This is a genomic window from Leifsonia sp. PARNA 1/14 (assembly GCF_055720965.1).
Window position 1 is genome coordinate 855254 of record NZ_JBVQSP010000002.1, and the last position, 19335, is coordinate 874588.

General features: G+C 71.6%; 20 protein-coding genes. 9 read left to right on the forward strand and 11 right to left on the reverse strand.

Going from position 1 to position 19335, the window contains the following annotated elements:
* Window positions 1-18: 18 nt before the first annotated feature.
* Genes AC0HS0_RS09220 through kynA form a run of 4 tightly spaced genes read right to left on the reverse strand, consistent with a single transcriptional unit; the run spans window position 19 to window position 4068 of the window.
* Window positions 19-855, reverse strand: coding sequence for a PaaX family transcriptional regulator (locus tag AC0HS0_RS09220; protein WP_472963403.1), 837 nt, complete (start codon window positions 853-855; stop codon window positions 19-21).
* Complete coding sequence (locus tag AC0HS0_RS09225) at window positions 852-2147, reverse strand: kynureninase (RefSeq protein ID WP_472963404.1); 1296 nt, start codon at window positions 2145-2147, stop codon at window positions 852-854. Before AC0HS0_RS09225 ends, AC0HS0_RS09220 begins: the two co-directional genes overlap by 4 nt.
* Entirely contained in the window at window positions 2144-3196 is a 1053-nt protein-coding gene (locus AC0HS0_RS09230) for an amidohydrolase family protein (protein ID WP_472963407.1), read from the reverse strand. The genes AC0HS0_RS09225 and AC0HS0_RS09230 overlap by 4 nt, the downstream gene beginning before the upstream one ends.
* Window positions 3193-4068, reverse strand: a complete 876-nt coding sequence (gene kynA, locus AC0HS0_RS09235) for a tryptophan 2,3-dioxygenase (RefSeq protein WP_472963409.1) — start codon at window positions 4066-4068, stop codon at window positions 3193-3195. Before kynA ends, AC0HS0_RS09230 begins: the two co-directional genes overlap by 4 nt.
* Before the next feature lie 192 nt (window positions 4069-4260).
* Between kynA and AC0HS0_RS09240 the strand changes: the two genes are divergently transcribed.
* The 7 genes from AC0HS0_RS09240 to AC0HS0_RS09270 all read left to right on the forward strand — a co-directional run bounded on the left by AC0HS0_RS09240 (window position 4261) and on the right by AC0HS0_RS09270 (window position 11449).
* The gene (locus AC0HS0_RS09240; protein ID WP_472963410.1) at window positions 4261-5418 is read left to right on the forward strand and encodes a TIGR03364 family FAD-dependent oxidoreductase; all 1158 of its coding nucleotides are present in this window, start codon (window positions 4261-4263) and stop codon (window positions 5416-5418) included.
* A gap of 133 nt (window positions 5419-5551) precedes the next feature.
* Window positions 5552-6520: an HAD family hydrolase gene (locus AC0HS0_RS09245; protein ID WP_472963412.1), complete on the forward strand. Its 969-nt coding sequence runs from the start codon at window positions 5552-5554 to the stop codon at window positions 6518-6520.
* Window positions 6517-7680 carry an alcohol dehydrogenase catalytic domain-containing protein gene (locus AC0HS0_RS09250; RefSeq protein ID WP_472963413.1) on the forward strand — a complete coding sequence of 388 codons (1164 nt, stop codon included), beginning with the start codon at window positions 6517-6519 and terminating at the stop codon, window positions 7678-7680. Before AC0HS0_RS09245 ends, AC0HS0_RS09250 begins: the two co-directional genes overlap by 4 nt.
* Before the next feature lie 67 nt (window positions 7681-7747).
* Window positions 7748-8407, forward strand: coding sequence for a TIGR00645 family protein (locus AC0HS0_RS09255; protein ID WP_472963415.1), 660 nt, complete (start codon window positions 7748-7750; stop codon window positions 8405-8407).
* A 58-nt stretch (window positions 8408-8465) separates the two neighbouring features.
* Window positions 8466-9077 carry a uracil-DNA glycosylase gene (locus AC0HS0_RS09260; protein ID WP_472963417.1) on the forward strand — a complete coding sequence of 204 codons (612 nt, stop codon included), beginning with the start codon at window positions 8466-8468 and terminating at the stop codon, window positions 9075-9077.
* 94 nt (window positions 9078-9171) lie between these two features.
* Window positions 9172-9753, forward strand: coding sequence for a PadR family transcriptional regulator (locus AC0HS0_RS09265; protein ID WP_472963419.1), 582 nt, complete (start codon window positions 9172-9174; stop codon window positions 9751-9753).
* A gap of 13 nt (window positions 9754-9766) precedes the next feature.
* On the forward strand, window positions 9767-11449 hold the full coding sequence (locus AC0HS0_RS09270) for an MFS transporter (RefSeq protein ID WP_472963422.1): 1683 nt from the start codon (window positions 9767-9769) through the stop codon (window positions 11447-11449).
* 94 nt (window positions 11450-11543) lie between these two features.
* Here the strand turns inward: AC0HS0_RS09270 and AC0HS0_RS09275 are convergent, their stop codons facing one another.
* Together AC0HS0_RS09275 and AC0HS0_RS09280 are read right to left on the reverse strand one after the other, a co-directional pair.
* Window positions 11544-12437 (reverse strand): VOC family protein, encoded by an 894-nt coding sequence (locus AC0HS0_RS09275; RefSeq protein ID WP_472963424.1) that lies wholly within the window; start codon window positions 12435-12437, stop codon window positions 11544-11546.
* Window positions 12438-12485: 48 nt separating this feature from the next.
* Window positions 12486-13175, reverse strand: coding sequence for an RraA family protein (locus AC0HS0_RS09280; RefSeq protein WP_472963426.1), 690 nt, complete (start codon window positions 13173-13175; stop codon window positions 12486-12488).
* A gap of 151 nt (window positions 13176-13326) precedes the next feature.
* On the opposite strand from AC0HS0_RS09280, the gene AC0HS0_RS09285 reads away from it, so the two are divergent.
* Window positions 13327-15231: a heavy metal translocating P-type ATPase gene (locus AC0HS0_RS09285; protein ID WP_472963428.1), complete on the forward strand. Its 1905-nt coding sequence runs from the start codon at window positions 13327-13329 to the stop codon at window positions 15229-15231.
* A 20-nt stretch (window positions 15232-15251) separates the two neighbouring features.
* Here the strand turns inward: AC0HS0_RS09285 and AC0HS0_RS09290 are convergent, their stop codons facing one another.
* The 3 genes from AC0HS0_RS09290 to AC0HS0_RS09300 are packed head-to-tail and all read right to left on the reverse strand — an operon-like array spanning window position 15252 to window position 17695.
* The gene (locus tag AC0HS0_RS09290; RefSeq protein WP_472963429.1) at window positions 15252-16154 is read right to left on the reverse strand and encodes a phosphoribosylaminoimidazolesuccinocarboxamide synthase; all 903 of its coding nucleotides are present in this window, start codon (window positions 16152-16154) and stop codon (window positions 15252-15254) included.
* Window positions 16155-16196: 42 nt separating this feature from the next.
* On the reverse strand, window positions 16197-16955 hold the full coding sequence (locus AC0HS0_RS09295; RefSeq protein ID WP_472963430.1) for an SDR family NAD(P)-dependent oxidoreductase: 759 nt from the start codon (window positions 16953-16955) through the stop codon (window positions 16197-16199).
* Window positions 16952-17695 (reverse strand): hypothetical protein, encoded by a 744-nt coding sequence (locus tag AC0HS0_RS09300; RefSeq protein ID WP_472963432.1) that lies wholly within the window; start codon window positions 17693-17695, stop codon window positions 16952-16954. The genes AC0HS0_RS09295 and AC0HS0_RS09300 overlap by 4 nt, the downstream gene beginning before the upstream one ends.
* A 53-nt stretch (window positions 17696-17748) precedes the next feature.
* Here AC0HS0_RS09300 and AC0HS0_RS09305 point away from each other — a divergent pair, with 53 nt between their 5' ends.
* Window positions 17749-18273: a MarR family winged helix-turn-helix transcriptional regulator gene (locus tag AC0HS0_RS09305; RefSeq protein WP_472963433.1), complete on the forward strand. Its 525-nt coding sequence runs from the start codon at window positions 17749-17751 to the stop codon at window positions 18271-18273.
* Window positions 18274-18352: 79 nt separating this feature from the next.
* Here the strand turns inward: AC0HS0_RS09305 and AC0HS0_RS09310 are convergent, their stop codons facing one another.
* Window positions 18353-18670, reverse strand: coding sequence for an SHOCT domain-containing protein (locus AC0HS0_RS09310; protein WP_472963435.1), 318 nt, complete (start codon window positions 18668-18670; stop codon window positions 18353-18355).
* Window positions 18671-18718: 48 nt separating this feature from the next.
* Window positions 18719-19192, reverse strand: a complete 474-nt coding sequence (locus AC0HS0_RS09315; RefSeq protein ID WP_472963436.1) for a DUF6325 family protein — start codon at window positions 19190-19192, stop codon at window positions 18719-18721.
* Between the last annotated feature and the right edge of the window lie 143 nt (window positions 19193-19335).

A 19335-nucleotide genomic window follows, 5' to 3' on the forward strand; every position in this document is an offset into this window, starting at 1 on the left:
CCGGGGCCAGCGGCAATTCTACCGTCCCGGCGGGAGGCTCTTGACGCCGTCGGTCGCGGTGCGGGAGGCGAAGGCGACGGCGCGCGGGCCGAGGTCGCGGTGGAGGCGGCCGAAGAGCGCCGCGGAGGCCTCCCCCGGCCAGTTCGCCGGCAGCGCGGCGGCGGGAAGGCCTGGGTCGCGATAGGGGATCACGCGCCACTCGTCGAGCACCCGGATCCAGAGCGCGAACGCCTCGGCGTCGGTCGCGGGCTCCGCCGCGTCGCCGAACCGCGAGAGGAACGACTCGTGCAGCGCGCGGAGGGCCTCCAGGTCGTACCAGCGCGAGACGGCGGTCGAGAGGTCCGCCGCGGCGGCGGCGGGTCTGGCTCCGGTGAAGAGGTCGGCGCCGAACTCGACCGCGACCTCGGCGAGCTCGGGTTCGAGGCGGTCGGGGCCGATCCAGAGCCCGTCCGCGACGGTGCCGCAGCCGAGTGCGGCGAGCCGCCGGCGCAGCTGATGGCGCTGGGAGCGCTGGTGTTCCGGGAACGAGAAGGAGACCAGGCACCAGTGCGCTGTCGGCCGTCGCTCGCCGAAGATCCGAGCGTCCCCGCGCTCGAGCATCGGCACGGCGTCCGGGTCGAGGGCGTACCCGGCCGCGGCCGCTCGCGGTTCGCGCACGAGCACGCCGCGCGAGCAGAGCCGCGCCAGGCTGGAGCGCGCGGTCGCCGCGGGGAAGCCCAGGGCGCCCATCAACTCCACCGCGCCCGCGGCGCTCATCCAGCCGCCGATCGGGCGCAGCGTGCTGCCGACGACCGTGCGCAGCAGGGCGGTCGCCGAGCCGCTCCGCGCCTCCAGATCCTCGCGGGCGATGGTCACTCGTGGATCAGCTCCCCGAGCACGTCCCGCACGGCGGCCAGGCCGACCGCGACCTCCTCGAAGCTCGTGCTCAACGGCGAGAGGCCGATCCGCAAGCCCCCGGGATCGCGGTAGTCGGGGATCACGTCGCGCTCCCAGAGCCGCGCGGTGACCTCCCGCATCGCCGGATGGTTCAGAGTGAGGTGTCCTCCCCGTCGCTCGGGGTCGCGCGGGCTCGCGAGCGCGACGCCGAGCGGGGCCAGCCAGGTCTCGGCCAGTCGCAGCGCGAACTCGGTGAGGGCGACGGACTTGTCGCGCACCGCCTGGATACCGCAGTCGCGGATCATCGCCACGGTGTCCTGGAGGGCGAGCATCCCGACGATCGGCGGGGTTCCGGAGAGGAAGCGCCGGAGGCCGTCGGCCGGCTGGTACTCCGGACCCATCAGGAAGACGTCGCGGACACCCATCCAGCCCTGGATCGGCTGGACGAGGCGGCTCTGCAGGCGCTCGTTCACGTAGCCGAAGGCGGGCGAACCCGGGCCTCCGTTCAGGTACTTGTAGGTGCAACCGACGGCGAGGTCGACGTCCCAGGCGTCCAGCTCGACGGGCACGGACCCGGCGGAGTGGCACAGGTCCCACAGCACGAGGGCGCCGGCGTCGTGCACGATGCGGGTGATCGCGCGCGCGTCGGCGAGGAAGCCGGAACGGTACGCGACGTGGCTCAGCACGACCAGCGCGGTGCGCGGCCCGACGGCCGCGGAGACCTGCTCCGGGGTGACACCCGCCTCGGTGTCGGCCTCGATCCAGACCAGGTCGAGACCGCGATCGCGGGCGATGCCGTCGAGCACGTAGCGGTCGGTCGGGAAGTTGTCGGTGTCGAGCACGATCTCGCTGCGCTCAGGCAGGGAGTCGACGGCCGCGCGTGCGAGCTTGTAGAGCAGGACGGTCGTCGAGTCGCCGATGAAGACCTGACCGGCCCCGGCGCCGAGGGCCGCCGAGCCGAGGTCGTCGCCGATGCGGAACGGGAGCTCCATCCACTCCTCGTCCCAGCCGCGGATCAGGCGGCCTCCCCAGCCGTCGATCACGAAGCGCTGGAGGCGCTCGACGCTCGCGACGGTGGGGCGGCCGAGCGAGTTGCCGTCGAAGTAGGCGAGGACGGGCTCGGGGGTGTCCGCGCTCGGCGTGACGCCGACGAATCGCTCGCGGTAGGCGGCGAGTGGGTCGGCGGCGTCGAGTGCGCGCGCCGCCGCGAGGGGATCGCCGTCGAGGGCCTGGTCGTCGGCGAAAGGGTCGTCGGTGGGGGTGTCGGTCATGGGTGCTCCTGTCGGAGGGACGCGAGTTCGGAGAGGTGGAGGCCGCGCGCGGTGGCCAGCCAGGCGGGGAGCCGGCCCGGGTCGGAGGGAGGCGGGGAGGGGATCCACGCGACGCGGGGGCCGAGGGGTTCAGTGCCGGTGCCGGTAGTGCCCGCGATCGTGCGGAGGAGGTCGTCGCCGTCGACCCCGGCCTCCCGGAGGGCGGCGAGTTCGCGGGCGTTCACGCCGATCGGGAGGTCGCCGTTGCCGAGGTCGGTGCCGTAGAGCACGCGGCCTCCGCGGTCCGCGAAGCGGCGCAGGTTGTCGACGGCGATGCGGTACCCGGAGGTCGGGGCGCCCCAGCCGTGGATGTCGAGGGTGCTGATCCAGCTCATCCCGGCGTCGACGGCCTCGGCCACGAGGTCGTCGACGAGGCGCTCGCTGAACGGGGCGTGCGCGAGCTGGTCGACGCCGGCGCGGAGAGCGCGGACGGTCTGGCCGATGCCCTGCACATGGGCCACGACCGGCAGGCCGGCGGTGTGCGATTCCTCCACGATCGCGCTCAGGGTCGCGTTGTCCACGGTTGCGCCCGCGTCGGCGTTGAGGGCGACCTTGATGCGGGAGGCTCCTGTCATGACCTGTTGCCGCACTGCGTCCCTGGCCTCCCGAGGGCCGCCGATCTCGCTCGCCGCACCGGGAGGAGCCCATCCCGCCGAGACGGGGTAGCCACCGGGAGCGGTGAGGAGTGCGCCCGCGATGGCGATGGACGGACGGTCGTGCTCGTCGCGCAGCCAGGCGGCGGCGACGGCGGGGATCCAACCGAGGTCGACCGCGTGCGTGATGCCGCCACGGAAGAGGGCGGCGGGGTCGCTGAGGCCGAGGTGAGTGTGGTGGTCCGTGAGGGATGCGAAGAGGGTGCCGCCGAGCTCGACCACGTCCGACGGGTCCGCGACGTCCGTTGTCGGGCGGAGGCGGTCGCCGCCGCGCGCGAGGAGGGTCGGGCCCGTGAAGCCGTCGCCGGTCCAGAGCGCGTCGACCCGGAGCAGAGCCGATCGGTTGACAGCGCTCACTCCGGTGCACCGGTCTCCGGCGCGCCGATCTCGGTGCGCACCGCGAAGAGCTCGGGGAAGAAGGTGAGTTCGAGGGCCTTCTGCAGGAAGCTCACGCCGCTCGAGCCCCCGGTGCCGATCTTCATGCCGATCGTCCGCTGCACCGTCTTGAGGTGGCGGAAGCGCCAGAGCTGGAAGTTGTCCTCCAGATCGACGAGCTCCTCGCAGGCCTCGTACTCGCTCCAGTGCTCCGCGGCGTGCTCGTAGATGTCGCGGAAGACCGGGACGAGTTCGGGGGAGAAGACGTGGGCCTCCGTCACATCGCGGTCGAGGACCGAGCGCGGTACCGGGTGGCCGGCTCGCGCCAGGTAGCGCAGGAACTCGTCGTAGACGCTGGGCGCCTCCAGCAGCTCGGTCAGCAGCGCCAGCGCGCCCGGGTCGTCTCGGAACACGGTCAGCATGCGCCGGTTCTTGTTGCCGAGCACGAACTCCACTGCGCGGTACTGGTACGACTGGAAGCCGGACGAGTTGCCGAGGAATCCGCGGAACTGCGCGTACTCGGTCGGCGTCAGCGTGGCGAGCACCGACCACTGCTCCGTGAGCGTCTTCTGGATGTGCTTGACGCGCGCGATGCGCTTGAGCGCCTGCGGAAGCTGGTCGGCGCGGAGCAGGTCGCGCGCGTCCTCCAGCTCGTGGAGCACCAGCTTGAGCCAGAGCTCGGTCGTCTGGTGCTGGATGATGAACAGCAGCTCGTCGTGATGCTCGGGGACGCTCACCGGCTTCTGCGCGCTGAGCAGGGTGCCGAGGTCCAGGTACGACCCGTACGACATCCGCTCGCGGAAGTCCGTGACGATGTCCGGGTCGAACTCTCGGGTGTTCTCGTTGACGGCCATGTTGCGATTCTGCGTCGATCGTCACGAAAGTGCAACAGGCAATCGGCTCGCGGCGCGCGAACGGCGACGGGAGGCCGAGCGGCACCCGGACGTTCGCCTCCGTTCACCCGTCGGTTACCCGGAGTTGCCGCCTCGGTCGTCGCTGCCTCCTAGCGTGGAGGCGCTGCGTCGGGACGCGGACGGGAGACGGGCATGGGCAGGCACTACGACCTCGCGATCGTCGGCGGTGGCATCGTCGGGCTCGGCCATGCCGTCGCGGCCCTGCGTCGCGGTCTCACCGTCGCCGTCGTCGACCGGGCGTCGAGCGTGAACGGCGCGTCCATCCGCAACTTCGGCCACCTCGGCATCACCGGTCAGGAGGGCGAGGCGCGGGCGTACGCCGAGCTGGCACGCGAGTTGTGGCTGACCCTGTCGGTCGAGGCGGGGTTCTGGCTGCGCGAGTCCGGCGCGGTCGTCGTCGCCCAGGCGCCGGACGAGCTCGTCGTGCTGGAGGAGTTCCGCGATCGGCGCGGCGGCCACGACGTGCTGTTGCTCACGCCCGCGCAGGTGCGCGAGCGGATCCCCGTAGGCGACGGCATCGCGGTCGGAGGTGCGCATCTCCCGGCCGACCTGCAGATCGATCCGCGAGAGGCGGCTCCGGCGATCGCACGCTGGCTCGACGCGCACGGGGTCGACTTCTTCTGGCAGACCACGGTTACCGGCGTCGAGACCGGGCGCGTGCACACGTCCCGCGGGCGGGTGTCTGCCGACGCGGTGGTCGTCGCCGTGAACCACGACGTCGACCAACTGTTCCCCGGCATCGCGGAGGCCGACGGCATCCGGCGCTGCGGGCTCGACATGATGCTCGTGGAGGCCGACCTGGACGAACCGCTCGGCGCGCCCGTGCTCACCGGGTCGTCGCTGCTGCGCTTCCCGGGGTTCGCGCACACCCCGTCCGCAGGAGGGCTGCGTGAGCGGCTTGCCGCGGACGATCCCGTGCCGGCGGCGCTCGACGCCAACCTCATGTACGTGCAGCGACCGGATGGCGCGCTGATCCTCGGCGACACCCGCTCTGCGGGCGACGACGTGTCGCCGTTCCAGTCGGAGGCCGCCTCCGAGCTGCTCGTCGAGCGCGCACGGACGCTCTTCGGCCTCGGTCGCGTGCGGGTCCTCGAGCGCTGGCAGGGCATCGACGCATCGGCGCCCGACGACTTCCTCGTGTCGTCTCCGGCCCCGTCCGTGCGTGTCGTCTCCGTCACCGGCGGCATCGGTATGACCACCGGGCTCGGTCTTGCCGACCGGGTCGTCGACGAGCTCTTCTCGACCGCTCCGGGAGTGCTGACCGCGGCAGGAGCAGCCCGCTCCCGCTGACCTCCGCCGCACGCCCGAGCGGACCTCCCGACACCGACACACCGCCCCGCGACACCCGCCCCGACACCCGGCCCCGACACCCTCCCCCGACACCCGACGCCGACCAGGAAGACCGCACAGAAAGGCCTCTGCCATGTCCCCTGAAGGACTCATCACGAGTGAGTTCGACGACGCCGCGATCATCGAAACCGACGTCATCGCCGTCGCGGGTGAAGACCCCGACGACCTCGCCGACCTCGAGGTGGTGGTGCTCGATCTGACGGGCACCACCGTCATCGACGACGGCCTGGTGGAGCGGGCATTCGAGCGCGCGGCGGAGGCCGCGGGCATCGCCGAGTCCGACGACGAGTTCGAGCGCGCACTCGCGTTCGTGCGTGCGACGACGGGTCGCTCGACCGTGGCGGTCTTCCGCGCCCTCACCGGCGACGAGGAGCAGGCGCAGCACGCCAACGCCGTCTTCGAGTCGTCCTACGCCGAGCTCGCCGCCGCAGGAGGCGTCCGGGCCGTGCCCGGAGCGGAGGAGCTCATCCGACGCCTGCGCGCGATCGGCGTCGCCGTCGTCCTGACGACCGGGCTCTCGCGTGCGACTGCCGACACCGTCCTCGACGCCGTCGGCTGGCGCGATCTCGCCGACCTCACCCTCACCCCTGCGGAGGCCGGCAGGGGCGGCCCGTATCCCGACCTCCCGCTGACGGCGCTGCTGCGCACGGGCACCACCACCGTCGAGGGGATGGTCGTCGTCGGCGACACGACCGCCGACATCGCCGGCGGCCTTGCCGCGGGCGCCGGGCTCGTCGTCGGCGTGCTGACCGGCTCGAACGACGAGCCGGCACTCACCGGTGCCGGCGCGGACGCAGTCGTCGCGAGCGTCGCCGATCTCGGCGAGCTGCTGGGCCTCGACGACCTGGAGCGCGTCGACAGACTCGACGACGACTTCGACGACTTCGACCCGTTCGACGACAGCGACGACGAGGTGGACGAGCCCGAGGTCGACGGCGCCGATGTCTCCGACTTGGACACCCTGTACGACCGGGGCGACATCGAGGAGCTCGACGAGACGGACGACGCGGACTCACGGCCGGAGGGGCAGACCCTGCGGTGACGATCAAAGCAGTGACCCCGCGCGTCGTCGAGCCACCGGCGAGCCTGGGGATGGGGGTGAGCGTGTACCCCTCGGCCACCGCGATGGTGTGGCCAGGAGAAGGGCACACGCACGAGGCGGTCGCCGTACCCGGTGTGCGGCTCGCGCCCGGCGACGTGCTCGTGGAGGTGGAGCTCGCGACGGTGTGCGGATCCGACGTCGAGACGGTGCTGGGTCACCGACCCGCGTCCACGCCGCTCGTGCTGGGTCATGAGCAGGTCGGCCGCGTGATCGCGCTCGGCCGCGGCGGGGCGAAGACGACCGACGGAAAGCGCGTGGCGCTCGGCGAACGTGTGGTCTGGTCGGCCGCGGTGCCGTGCGGCCGTTGTGCGCGGTGCCGGCGCGGCGTACCGCAGCAGTGCGTGAGCCTCCAGAAGTACGGGCACGAGCGCATGCGCCGCGGCTGGGAGCTCTCGGGGGGATTCGCGACGCACACCCACATCCTCGACGGCACGCCGATGGTGGCGGTTCCGGAGGGTGTCGCAGCGGAGGTGCTCGCGCCCGCATCGTGCTCCACAGCGACGGTCGCAGCAGCCCTCGAGGCGGCCGCGGCGATCGTCCCCCTCGACGGGGCGCTGCTGGTCATCGCCGGCGCGGGGATGCTCGGACTGACGGCCACCGCGATGGCGACGGAGGCGGGGGCGAAGGTCGTCGTGATCGACCCCCTCCCCGAGCGCCGCGACGCCGCGCTGCTCTTCGGAGCCCTGGCGGTCGCCGACCCGAACGCCGCGCCGGGAGCCCGCTCCGGACTGCCGCACGCGCTGGCCAAGGCGGGAGGCCGCGCCTCCGCGCCCTCGATCGCCCTCGAGCTCTCGGGCGCGGCGTCCGCCGTCCGCTCGCTGCTCTCGATCGTCGACATCGGTGGCGTGCTGGTGCTCGCCGGCTCGGTGTCGCCGGGTTCTGAGCTGCCGGTCGTCCCCGACCGCCTGGTGCGCCACCTGCTCACCATCCGCGGCGTCCACAACTACGCGCCGCGGCACCTGGAGGAGGCGGTGCGGTTCCTCACCGACGCGGGCGCCAAATACCCGTTCGCGCAACAGGTCGGCGCCGTCTTCCCTCTCGCCGAGGTGGATGCGGCGCTGGTCTGCCGCGGCTTCCCACGGGTGGCGGTGCGGCCGTAGCCCTTTCCTGAGCGTTCTCACATGTTCGGGTTCGTATTCTGGGATCCGCCCGAACCGTGAGGACCCCGTGATCGAGACCCCCACCGCCCAGAGCACCGCGGACAGCGCGGCAGACGAGCACGCGCGGCTCGCGCTCGCACCCGAGCCGGCGCCGACGTCCAGCGGGCCGAGCCGCGTCATCAGTGCCGTGATCTTCTCGAGCCGCTGGCTCCAGGCTCCGCTTTATCTGGGGCTGATCGTCGCGCAGGCCGTCTATGTCTACGTATTCGTGGTGGAGCTGTGGCACCTCACCGAGAAGGTCGTCTCCGACCCGACCCACGTCGATGAGGCCTACGTCATGCTCGCCGTGCTGGGGCTGATCGACGTGGTCATGATCGCCAACCTCCTCATCATGGTGATCATCGGAGGCTACGAGACGTTCGTCTCGCGCGTGAATGTGCAGGGTCATCCCGACCAGCCCGAGTGGCTCTCGCACGTGAACGCGAACGTGCTGAAGGTCAAGCTGGCGATGGCGATCATCGGCATCTCGTCCATCCACCTGCTCAAGACGTTCATCGCCGTCGGCGATCTGGGAGCGGCCAACGGCGGGTCGATCGACGGAGAGCGGTACACGTCGACCGGCGTGTTCTGGCAGGTGATGATCCACGTGGTGTTCATCGTGTCGGCCGTGGCGCTCGCCGCGATCGATCGCATGTCGAAGCCGCGCGGAGCAGCCGCGGCGCACTGACGCGGCCCACTGACGCGGCCCACTGACGCGCACCGTGCCGCCGTGCCAATGTGGGAGCGTGCCCGCCGATCCGCTAGCCCGCTTCTTCGAGCTGCTGCGCGCGCTGCCCGAGCCGCCCGACGCGGAGGCGCTCTACCGCGATGACGTGGAGGGTCGCAGGCGGGAGCGCAACCTCCGGCGCTACTTCGCGATGCCGCACGCTTCGGTGCTGCTGCTCGGCGAGGCTCCGGGGTGGCGCGGGATGACCGTGACCGGGGTGCCCTTCGTGTCGGTTCGGGAGGCCGAGGCCGGGGTGGTTCCCGGGCTGGAGCTCCCCGAGAATCCGCAGGCGCCGTGGGAGGCCTCCAGCCGGGTGGTGTGGGCGACCCTGCGCGACTGGCGCGGCCCGATCCCGCTGTCGTGGCCGGTGTATCCGCTGCACCCGTTCGTGGCCGGCGATCCGCAGAGCAACCGCACGCCGCGGCCGGCGGAGGTGCGCGCGGGCGCTCCCGTCGCACTCGAGCTGATCCGGGCGCTCGACATCGAGACCGTGGTCGCCGTCGGCCGCAAGGCACAGGGCGCGATTGCGACGGCCGGCCTGGAGGCGCCCGCGATCCGGCACCCGGCGCAGGGCGGCGCCGCGCTGTTCGCGGAGCAGCTGATCGAACTCAATCGCGCTCTGGAGCTCTGACCATCGATAGCTTGACTCCGCATGCTTCACCGCGTACTATTCCACGTGGAATAATCCTTCCCGATCACTCATCCACCAAAACCTGACTGGATCCATGCCGCGCACGCCCTCCCTCACGCCTCTGGCCGTCGCAGCCCTCGCGCTGCTGGCCGAGGGGCCGACGCATCCGTACGAGATGTACCAGACGCTCGTGCTGCGCTCGGAGGACCGGCTCGTCAAGGTGCGCCCGGGATCGCTGTACCACACGGTCGATCGCCTGGCCCGTCAGGGCCTGGTGCGGGCGACCGGCACCGAACGCGAGGGCAACCGCCCCGAGCGCACCACCTACGAGATCACGGAGGACGGCACTCTGGCTCTCGGCGAACGGGTCGCGGACATCATCGCGACGCCGGTCAACGAGTTCCCGGAGTTCCCGCTCGGCCTCGGGGAGGCGCACAACCTCCCGCTCGAGACCGTCATCGACCTCCTGCGCAAGCGGGTCGGGCTGCTCCGCGCCGACATCGCCGTGCTCGACCACGCGGTGGTCCGGGTGCGGGCGAAGGAGCTGCCCGCGAAGTACTGGCTCGACGTGCGGTACCTGCGCACGATGGCGGAGGCCGACGTGGCCGCGCTCGAAGCCCTCATCGACGACCTCGTCTCGGGAGCCATCTCCTGGGACGAGGAGAAGAAGCACTGAGAGAAAGAATCACATGGAACGCCAACTGAAGCCGTGGCCCGCCCTCTGGGCGCTCGTCATCGGGTTCTTCATGATCCTGATCGACACCACCATCGTGTCGGTCGCGAATCCGTCGATCATGAAGGGCCTGAACCTCGGGACCGACTACAACGCGGTCATCTGGGTGACCAGCGCCTACCTGCTCGCGTACGCCGTCCCGCTGCTGATCACCGGTCGCCTGGGCGACCGCTTCGGCCCGAAGAACCTCTACCTGACCGGTCTGGTCATCTTCACCGCCGCCTCCGCCTGGTGCGGTTTCTCCGGCCACATCGGCTGGCTGATCGCGGCCCGCGTCGTGCAGGGCCTCGGCGCCGCACTGATGACGCCGCAGACCATGGCCGTCATCACGCGCATCTTCCCGCCCGACCGCCGCGGCGCGGCGATGGGACTCTGGGGCGCGGTCGCCGGTGTCGCCACGCTGGTCGGCCCGATCCTCGGCGGTCTGCTCGTCGACGGCTTCGGCTGGGAGTGGATCTTCTTCATCAACGTGCCGATCGGCATCGTCGCGTTCATCCTCGCGGTGCGCCTGGTGCCCAAGCTCGAGACGCACACGCACAGCTTCGACATCCTGGGTGTGATCCTGTCGGCCGCCGGCATGTTCCTGCTGGTCTTCGGCCTCCAAGAGGGCGGAACCTACGACTGGGGGACGATCGGCGACGGCCCGTTCTCGGTGTGGGGACTCATCATCGCCGGCATCATCGTGCTCATCGCGTTCGTCGTCTGGCAGGCGCTGAACAAGAAAGAGCCACTGCTGCCGCTCCCGCTGTTCCGCGACCGCAACTTCTCGCTCTCGAACGCCGCGATCACCACCGTCGGCTTCTCGGTGACCTGCATGGCGCTGCCTCTGGTCTTCTTCTTCCAGACCGTGCGCGGCCTCACCCCGACCGAGTCGGCGCTGATGCTCGCCCCGATGGCGGTCTGCACGGGCGTGCTCGCGCCGTTCGTCGGACGCTTGGTCGACCGCGTCAACCCGAAGTACATCGCCGTCAGCGGCCTCACGCTGTTCGCCCTGTCGCTCGGCCTCTACTCGATCATGCTGTCGCCCGACATCAGCATCTGGTTCCTGCTCATCCCGAGCGCGACCCTCGGCATCGCGATGTCGGGCGTCTGGGGCCCGATCTCGACCACCGTGACCCGCAACCTGCCGATGAATCAGGCCGGCGCGGGGTCAGGCGTGTACAACACCACCCGGCAGATCGGCGCCGTGCTGGGAAGCGCGTCCATCTCGGCGCTCATCACGAGCCGGCTGGCGGCCGACCTCCCGAAGGCGCCGGGCGGCGCGACCCCGTCGGAGGCCAGCGTCGGAACCGAGCTGCCGACCTTCCTGCACGCCGGGTTCACCCAGGCGATGTCGGAGGCCCTGCTGTTGCCCGCGATCGTCGCCCTCCTCGGCGCATTGATCGTGATCTGGTGGGAGAAGCCGCGGCCGCCCGCGTGGGGACCGGGTGCTGCCGCTCCGGCCGGCGCAGGGGCGCAGGCGGCCGAGCAGGGCTCGCCCGAGGCACAGGCCCAGCCCGCTGGCGCCTCGCACGGCGCGCACGCGGCCGCAGCGCCGGTCGACGCCGTTCAGCACGGGGCCCACGCGGCGCCGTCGGTCGAGACGGCCCGCGACGGCGACGAGCACCACGGCATCCACGCCGCGCCGGCCACCGACTGAGCACCATGTGAACGAGGGAGGACTCCCGAGCCGATCCGGCCCGGGAGTCCTCCCTTCACTGCTTTCCGGCGCGCGACGGCGCGAATCTCCTCCGCTACCGCTCGGCGACGACGCGCACCGCGTTCGCCCACGGGTCGTCGAACGCGACAGACCGGCCGTCGTCGCGCGTCGGCACACCGTAGTGCCGCATCCGCTCGGTCAGGGCGCCGAGGTCGTCGGCCGCGGGGAGGCGCAGCTCCACCTCGCCGAGCCCGAGCGCGAGCCGGCGCGCACCGGCGCCCCGGCTGTTCCACGTGTTCATCGCCATGTGGTGGTGGTAGCCGCCCGCGGAGACGAACAGCGCCGACGAGCCGAGGGAGGCCGTGGCCTCGAAGCCGAGCCTGTCGACGTAGAAGGCGCGCGCGGTCGCGACGTCGCCCACCGAGAGGTGCACGTGGCCGACGATGGCGTCACCGAACCGCGGGTCGTCGCCGGCCGCGTCCGGAACCGCCTCGGCCAGCGCGGCGCCGCGGTCGGTGAGGTGCTCGCGCAGGAACGCGTTCGGGTCGAGGTAGAGCGTGTCCATCTCCACCTGACCGTGGGTCCAGCTCCACTGGCTGCGGTCGCGGTCCCAGTACAGCTCGACACCGTTGCCCTCCGGGTCGTTGAAGTAGAAGGCCTGCGACACCAGGTGGTCGGCGCTGCCGGTGAACGTGCCGGGTGCGCGCCGCGCAACGGAGTAGACCGCCGCGGCGAGGGCCTCCTGGCTGTCGAACAGGATCGCCGTGTGGAACAGGCCGGCCGCACCGGGTGACGCGTGCTTCAGCTCCGGCGCGTGCTCCAGGATGACGGAGGGCGTCGAGCTTCGACCGAGGATCACGCGTCCGCCCTCGGAGGCGAGCACGGAGAGCGTGACGGCGTCGCGGTAATAGGCGGTCATGGCGTCGAGATCGGCGACGCGCAGGGTCACCGCTCCCATGGCGGAGTCGGCGGGCAGCAGTTCGGGCATGAGAGGTTCAACAGCGGGGAGCCCGCCAGAATTTCGTCGCCCGAGCTGTCAGGTCTCGATCGCGCCACCGGTCTCGGCGAGGTAGCGGCGCAGCGTCAGCGTCGGGTCGGCGGACTGCAGCTCGCGGTAGCGGCGGAAGTCGAGTTGCTCGCGCAGGGACGAGCCCGCTCGCATCCGCTCGGCCTGGGCGCCCTCGACCTCCTGGATGCGCTGCGCCTCTGCGGCGAGTTCGTCGTGGCGGCCCCCCGCGACGACGAGGATGCCGTCGTCGTCGGCGACGATCCAGTCGCCGGGCGCCACAGCGACACCGTCGAGGACGGCGCTGCGCATGGCGGTGCCGGCCGGGGGAATGCGCCTCGGTCCGAACGGATGCGCACCGAGGCTGAACAGTGGGAGTCCGATCTCGCGCAGTTGGGCGGTGTCGCGGTGCAGCCCCCAGATCACGGCGCCGGCCATCCCGGCGCTCGCCGCCTCCAGCAGCATGAGGTCTCCGACGCAGGCTTCGTCGCGGCGGCCGCCGTTGTCGACCACGAGCACGGCGCCCTGCGGTGCGTCGTCGATGGTCTCCAGGAGCACGTCGACGCTGCCGAGGTGCGTGACGGGTGCGGTCGGGCCGTGGAAGGGGCGCCCGGGAAGGAGCGCACGGAGGGCGACGGGTGCGACGGCGACGGGGATGCCGAGGCGCACGGCGGCGTCGGCGACGGCGGCGGTGGGGAGCGGAGCGGCGTTCGAGTCCATGGCGCGACGCTACCGCGGTGTCTATGCGCGTGGGGGAATGCCGTCGTCGGCGAAGTCCTCCACAAGGGCGCGGCAGTGCGGGCTCTCCACGGATTCTGGTCGGGCCTTCTGCCGGAGCTGCGCCTGCTCAAGGATGGAGGCGGGAGGTGCGATGAGACGGATCACGAGGCTGGCCCGCCGGTACTGGGTCGTGACGCTGACGCTGGCGATCGGCATCGTCGGCATCGTGCTCGCGCTCGCCGGAGCGGGCTGGCTGGTGCAGTGGGTGTTCAGTGCGTACGCACTGGCGGTCGCGGTCTGGCAGGCCGTCGGCATGGTGCGCGCCATGGCGCACGGCCGGTTCGGCCTCGACATCCTGGCCATCACGGCGATCGTCGCGACCGTGCTGGTCGGCGAATACGTGGCCGCTCTGATCGTGGTGCTCATGCTCACCGGCGGAGACGCGCTCGAGGACTACGCGAACCGCCGGGCCAAGCGCGAGCTCGACGCCCTCCTGACCCGCGCGCCCCAGTTCGCGCACCTCGTGGTCGAGGGCGGCTACCAGGAGGTTCCGGTCGACCGGGTACGGGTCGGCGACGAGCTGCTCGTGCGGCCGTCCGAGATCGTCCCGGTCGACGGCGTGCTGCTGTCGGCGCGCGGTGCATTCGACCAGGCGTCGATCACCGGCGAGAGCATGCCGGTCGAGAAGACGGCGGGCGACGACGTGCTCAGCGGCTCGGTCAACGGGCAGGAGGCGGTGGAGCTGCGCGCGACGTCGACCGCGGCCTCCTCGCAGTACCAGCAGATCGTGGCGCTCGTCGCGGAGGCGGCGGAGAGCAAGGCCCCGGTGGTGCGCCTGGCCGATCGGTATGCCGTCCCGTTCACGGTGTTCTCGCTGGCGCTCGCCGCCGTGGCCTGGTGGGTGAGCGCAGACGCGGTCCGGTTCGCGGAGGTACTGGTGCTCGCGACGCCGTGCCCGTTGCTGATCGCGGCTCCGGTGGCGTTCATCGGCGGGATGAGCCGGGGCGCGCGCAACAGCATCATCGTCAAGTCGGGCGGCGTGCTCGAACAACTCGCGCGAGCCCGCACCGCCGTGTTCGACAAGACCGGCACCCTGACCTACGGCGCACCTGAGCTCAGCGAGGTGCGCCCGCAGCCGCCTTTCGACGCCGACGAGCTGCTGGCCGCGGTGGCGAGCGCCGAGCAGTACTCGTCACATGTGCTCGCGGCGTCGTTCATCCGGGCGGCACGCGACCGCGGGCTGCAGCTCCACGAGGCGGCGTCCGCTCAGGAGGCCGCGACCAACGGGGTGGTCGCCGAGATCGAGGGCAGGGAGGTCGCCGTCGGCAAGTACGCGTTCGTCGCCGAGCACGCGCCCGACGCCGTACGCACGGCGATAGCTCCGGGCGAGCTCGCGGTCTACGTCGCGATCGGCGGACAGTATGCGGGCGCGCTGCTCGCGAGCGACCGGCTCCGCGACGACGCTGCCGCGACCCTGCGCGAGCTGTCGGAGCTCGGGGTGACGAACACCATGATGCTCACCGGCGACGCGCGGGAGACCGCCGAGCACATCGCCGCCGAGCTCGGCATCACGCGCGTGCGTGCCGAATGCCTGCCCGCGGACAAGGTGGCTGAGGTGTCGGGTATACCCGATCGGCCGGTGATCATGGTCGGCGACGGTGTGAACGACGCGCCCGTGCTCGCCGCCGCCGACGTCGGCATCGCAATGGGCGCGAAGGGCGCGACGGCCGCGAGCGAGTCGGCCGACGCGGTCATCCTCGTCGACGACATCCACGGGGTGGCCCAGGCGGTGCGCATCGGCAGGGACACGGTCCGCATCGCGCTCCAGAGCATCTGGCTCGGGATCATCGTGTCGGTCGTGCTCATGGTGATCGCCGCGTTCGGGTTCATCCCGGCGACCGCAGGAGCGCTCATCCAGGAGCTCGTCGACCTGGCGACGATCCTCGCGGCGCTCCGCGCGATCGGAGGCCGGCTCGACGCCCGCGAAGCTGCGCGTGCCGACGAGGCCACGGCCATGGACGTCGGGGCGGCCGGGCGTTCGAGCACCACCCAGTGAGCGGCGCCGGGCCCAGGTGCCTACTCCCCGGTCAGTCGCTGCAGCAGCTCGCGGTAACGGTCGGCGGTGCGGGCAACGATCTCGGCAGGAAGCTCCGGAGGCGTGCCGCTCTTGTCCCAGGTGGCGGCCAGCCAGTCGCGCACGATCTGCTTGTCGAAGCTCGCCATCCGCTCGCGGGCGGAGGGGGCGGTGGCGAACACGCGGGCGTCCCAGTACCGGCTGGAGTCGCTCGTCAGCACCTCGTCGGCGAGGGTGATCTCGCCGGTCGCCCGGTCGGCGCCGAACTCGAACTTGGTGTCGGCGATGATCACGCCGCGGTCCTCGGCGATGGCCGCGCCCCGGGCGTACACCTCGAGCGAGAGCCGGCGCAGCTCCTCGGCGATCTCCGGCCCCACCAGCTCCACGGTCCGGTCGAAACTGATGTTCTCGTCGTGCTCGCCGAGCGGGGCCTTCCATGCGGGCGTGTAGATCGGCTCGGGGAGGCGGTCGCCGTCGGTGAGACCCGACGGCAGAGGTACGCCGCAGATGCTCTGCGTCTGCTGATACTCGGCCCAGCCGCTTCCCGTGAGGTAGCCGCGCACGACGCACTCGATCGGGAACATGTCCAGAGGCTTCACGAGCATCGCGCGACCCGACACTTCGGCCGGGATCCGCTCGACGACGCGGTCGCCGTCCAGCCGGTGGTCGGGGATCAAGTGGTTGGGGACGCCGTGCAGGCGGTCGAACCACCACAGGCTCAGGGTGGTGAGCAACTCGCCCTTGCCAGGGATCCCCGGCTCGAGCACGTGGTCGAACGCGCTGACACGGTCGGAGGCCACGACCAATACGGCGTCGGTGTCCTCCAACCCGTCTGCGCCCTCCGGCACGTACAGGTCGCGGACCTTCCCGGAGTAGACGTGCTTCCAGCCTGCCAGTTCGCTCACCCGTCCATCGTAGAGGCGACGGCCGCGACGCGTGCCGGACCGTCAGACCGTGCGGCCGCCGTCCACCGCCAGTACCGTCCCGGTCACGTAGGCGGCGGCGGGCGAGGCGAGCCACGCCACCGCAGCCGCGACCTCCATCGGCGAGCCCATTCGCCCCAACGGCACGTAGCCGCCGACACGCTCGCGCACCGACGGGTCCTGCTTCATGATCGGGCCGGACTCGATCGGGCCCGGCGCAACCGCGTTCACGCGGATGCCCGCGCGCGCTTCGTCGAGAGCGGTCGTGCGCGTCAGGCCGACGATCGCGTGCTTGGCGGCCGTGTAGGCGGCCATTCCCGGGGCGCCGCTCACACCGGCCGTAGAGGAGACGTTGACGATCGCCCGAGGCCCGGAGGTCGTACGCATCGCCCGCACTTCTTCGCGCAGTGCGACCGCCACACTGCGGAACGTGACTGCCACGACCGAGTCGAACTCGTCGAGGGGCATGTCCGCGAGGGGAACCGGTTGGTGGCCGCGACCCACGTTGTTGACCGCGACGGCGAGAGGGCCCAAGGAGGCCGCCTCCGCGACTGCGGCCGCCAACGCGTCGTCGTCGGTGGCGTCGACCGCGACGGTGCGCGGGCAGTCGAGCCCGGCGTCCACGAGTTCGCTGCGAAGCCGCTTCAGCGCCCCGGCGTCCCGGGCGCACGCCACGATCGCCAGGCCGTCCGCGCCGAGCGCGTGGCAGATCGCGTTGCCGATGCGCCCGTCGGCGCCGAGCACCAGGGCGATCCGACCGCCGGCGGGCAATGCATCGGTCACGATCGCACCTCCGACTGCGCGCCGCGCCCGCCGCGTCCGACGCGGGCGTCGCGCACCTCCCGCCGCTCGAGCGGCAGGAGGAAGCCGGCAGCGATCAGCCACGCCATGCCGATGAAGCGTCCGACCGGCAGGAGGAACTGCAGCGGCTCGACGGCGAGCGACAGGAAGGAGAGCTCCGCGAGCCCGGCGACGACCAGCCCCACCCAGGCCAGCCAGCGAGGCAAGAGACCGAGGATGAGCCCAGGCACCGCCATCCCCGCGATCAGCAGCCCCAGCCCCACGACGTAACCGACGCCGCCCGCGGCGAACGCGAGGAACGAGAACGCGAGGGCGAGGTGCGGGTCGGCTGTGAGCTCGGGCCGGCTGAGGAGGTAGCTGCCCAGTGCCGACACCATGAGCATGAGCGACGCGGTCAGCCCTCCGGCGAAGCCGATCGCGGGCCCGGGCACGCGGACGCCCAGCCGCTGCAGGCGTGCGAACGCGGTTGCGGCGTAAATTCCGAGTGGCACGGCCGAGCCGAACTGCAGCATCGCGCCGATGCGGATCGCAGCCCAGTCGGTGTGAGCGTGTGCGGCGACCGCGTCCGCGCCGGCGAAGGGGGAGAGCAAGGCGCCGGTGCCCGAGAGCAGCACGCCGACCAGCAGTGCGAGGAGGAACAGCCCCGCGTGCACGATCGCGAGGATGCCGAGGGGAGGTCCGCCCCCGCCGCGACGGCGGGAGGTCGGCTGAATATCGTTCATGTTGGTAATCGTTACATAGTGTAATCGTTACGCGCAAGCGCTATTCTGGATCCGTGACGAACGCCCGCCTCGCCGACCCAGCCGCCGAATCCGCCGCCGACAGCGCCCCCTCGGCTCAGCCGCGCCGCGGAGCGCCGCCGCGCACCGCGTTCCTGCTGGCCCAGCTCGGCGCCGACGCCGCCGACCGCTTCGCCGCCCGGGTCGCCGAACTCGGCCTGTCGCCGCGCGAGGCCGGTGCCATCCGTGTCCTCGGCCGGCGCCAGGGCCTCAGCCAACGCGAGCTCGCCGAGTCGCTCGGTACCGTGCCGAGCCGCTTGGTCGCACTCGTCGACGAACTCGAGGCCAAGGGATACGTCCTGCGCGAGCGCAGCGAGGGGGACCGACGCAACAACGTCCTCACGCTCGCGCCCGGAGGGGAGCGGATGCTGGCGCAGCTGAGGGAGGTCGCCCAGGCTCACCAGCGCGATGTCCTCGCCCCGCTCGCCCCCGACGAGCAGCTAACACTCGCCGCGCTCCTGGCCAAGCTCGCTGCGGCCTCCGATCTCACCCCCGACGGCCACCCCGGCTACCGGCGCTGACGTCGAACGGTTCGTCCCGACACGCCGCGAGGGCGCACGCCTGAACGGCGTGTCGGGATCAGCAGATCCGGGCGCGGCCTCAGGCGAGCAGCTTGGCCTTGGCGGCCGAGAACTCCTCGTCCGACAGGATGCCCTGCGCGTGCAGCGTTCCCAGCTGCTGCAGTTTCGTCATCATGTCGTCCGCGGGCGCAGTGGGTGCGGCGGGGATCGCCGCCTGCTGCTGCGCCGCCTGCTGCTGCGCCGCCTGCTGCGCCATCGCCTGCATTTCCATCTGCTGCTGCTGGGCCTCGTACTGCTGCTGCTCGTACTGGTCCTGCGCCTTCGCCTGCTGATGGCGTTGCACGCTCCCGGAGACCGCCGTCGCGGTGCCGGCCACGACCGCGGTGCGCGCGGCCATGCCGATGAGTCCCGGTCGTCCGATCCGTCGTAATGGCATGTCTGCTCCCTAGTTCTCGACCGGCTGGACGTCCGGCTCGGAATCCGATTCGATGAACGCCTCGAAGTCCTCGGCGACGACGGCGTTGACCACCGGCGCCGGGATGCGTTCGCTGTGCACGACCAGGCCGCCCGCCTGGAAGAACTTGCTTGCCAGGTCCTTGGCCCAGAGGTGCTCGATCACGAGGATCGCACCGGTCGTCCCCGGCTCCACCAGCTCGGCGATCGAGTCGACGTCCTCGTCGCCGGCGAGGCCGCTCGCTTCGAGCGTGACGCCGGCCATGCCGATCTCGTCGCCGATCTCCTCCAGTTCGACGATGTCGACGCTGCCGTCGTCGTGGCGGGTGACGAACAGGAGGTCGAGCAGCCGAAGTGTGCCGCTCTCGACCAGGTCGAGGATGGCCTGTACCACCCCGGGCGACGGTCTGTCGTTGTCGAACTGGGCGACGATGAACTCCGCCGGACCGTACTCGAATTCAGCCATCTCGTGCCTCCGTCTGCGGGCCGGTCCCGCTTTCACGGCAGACGATACACACGCGCACTCGGCCCCGGCAATGACCGAATCCGCGCCGATCCGGGAGGAGAAATGTGCACGTTCACATCCCTAGACTGGGACGCACGGACACG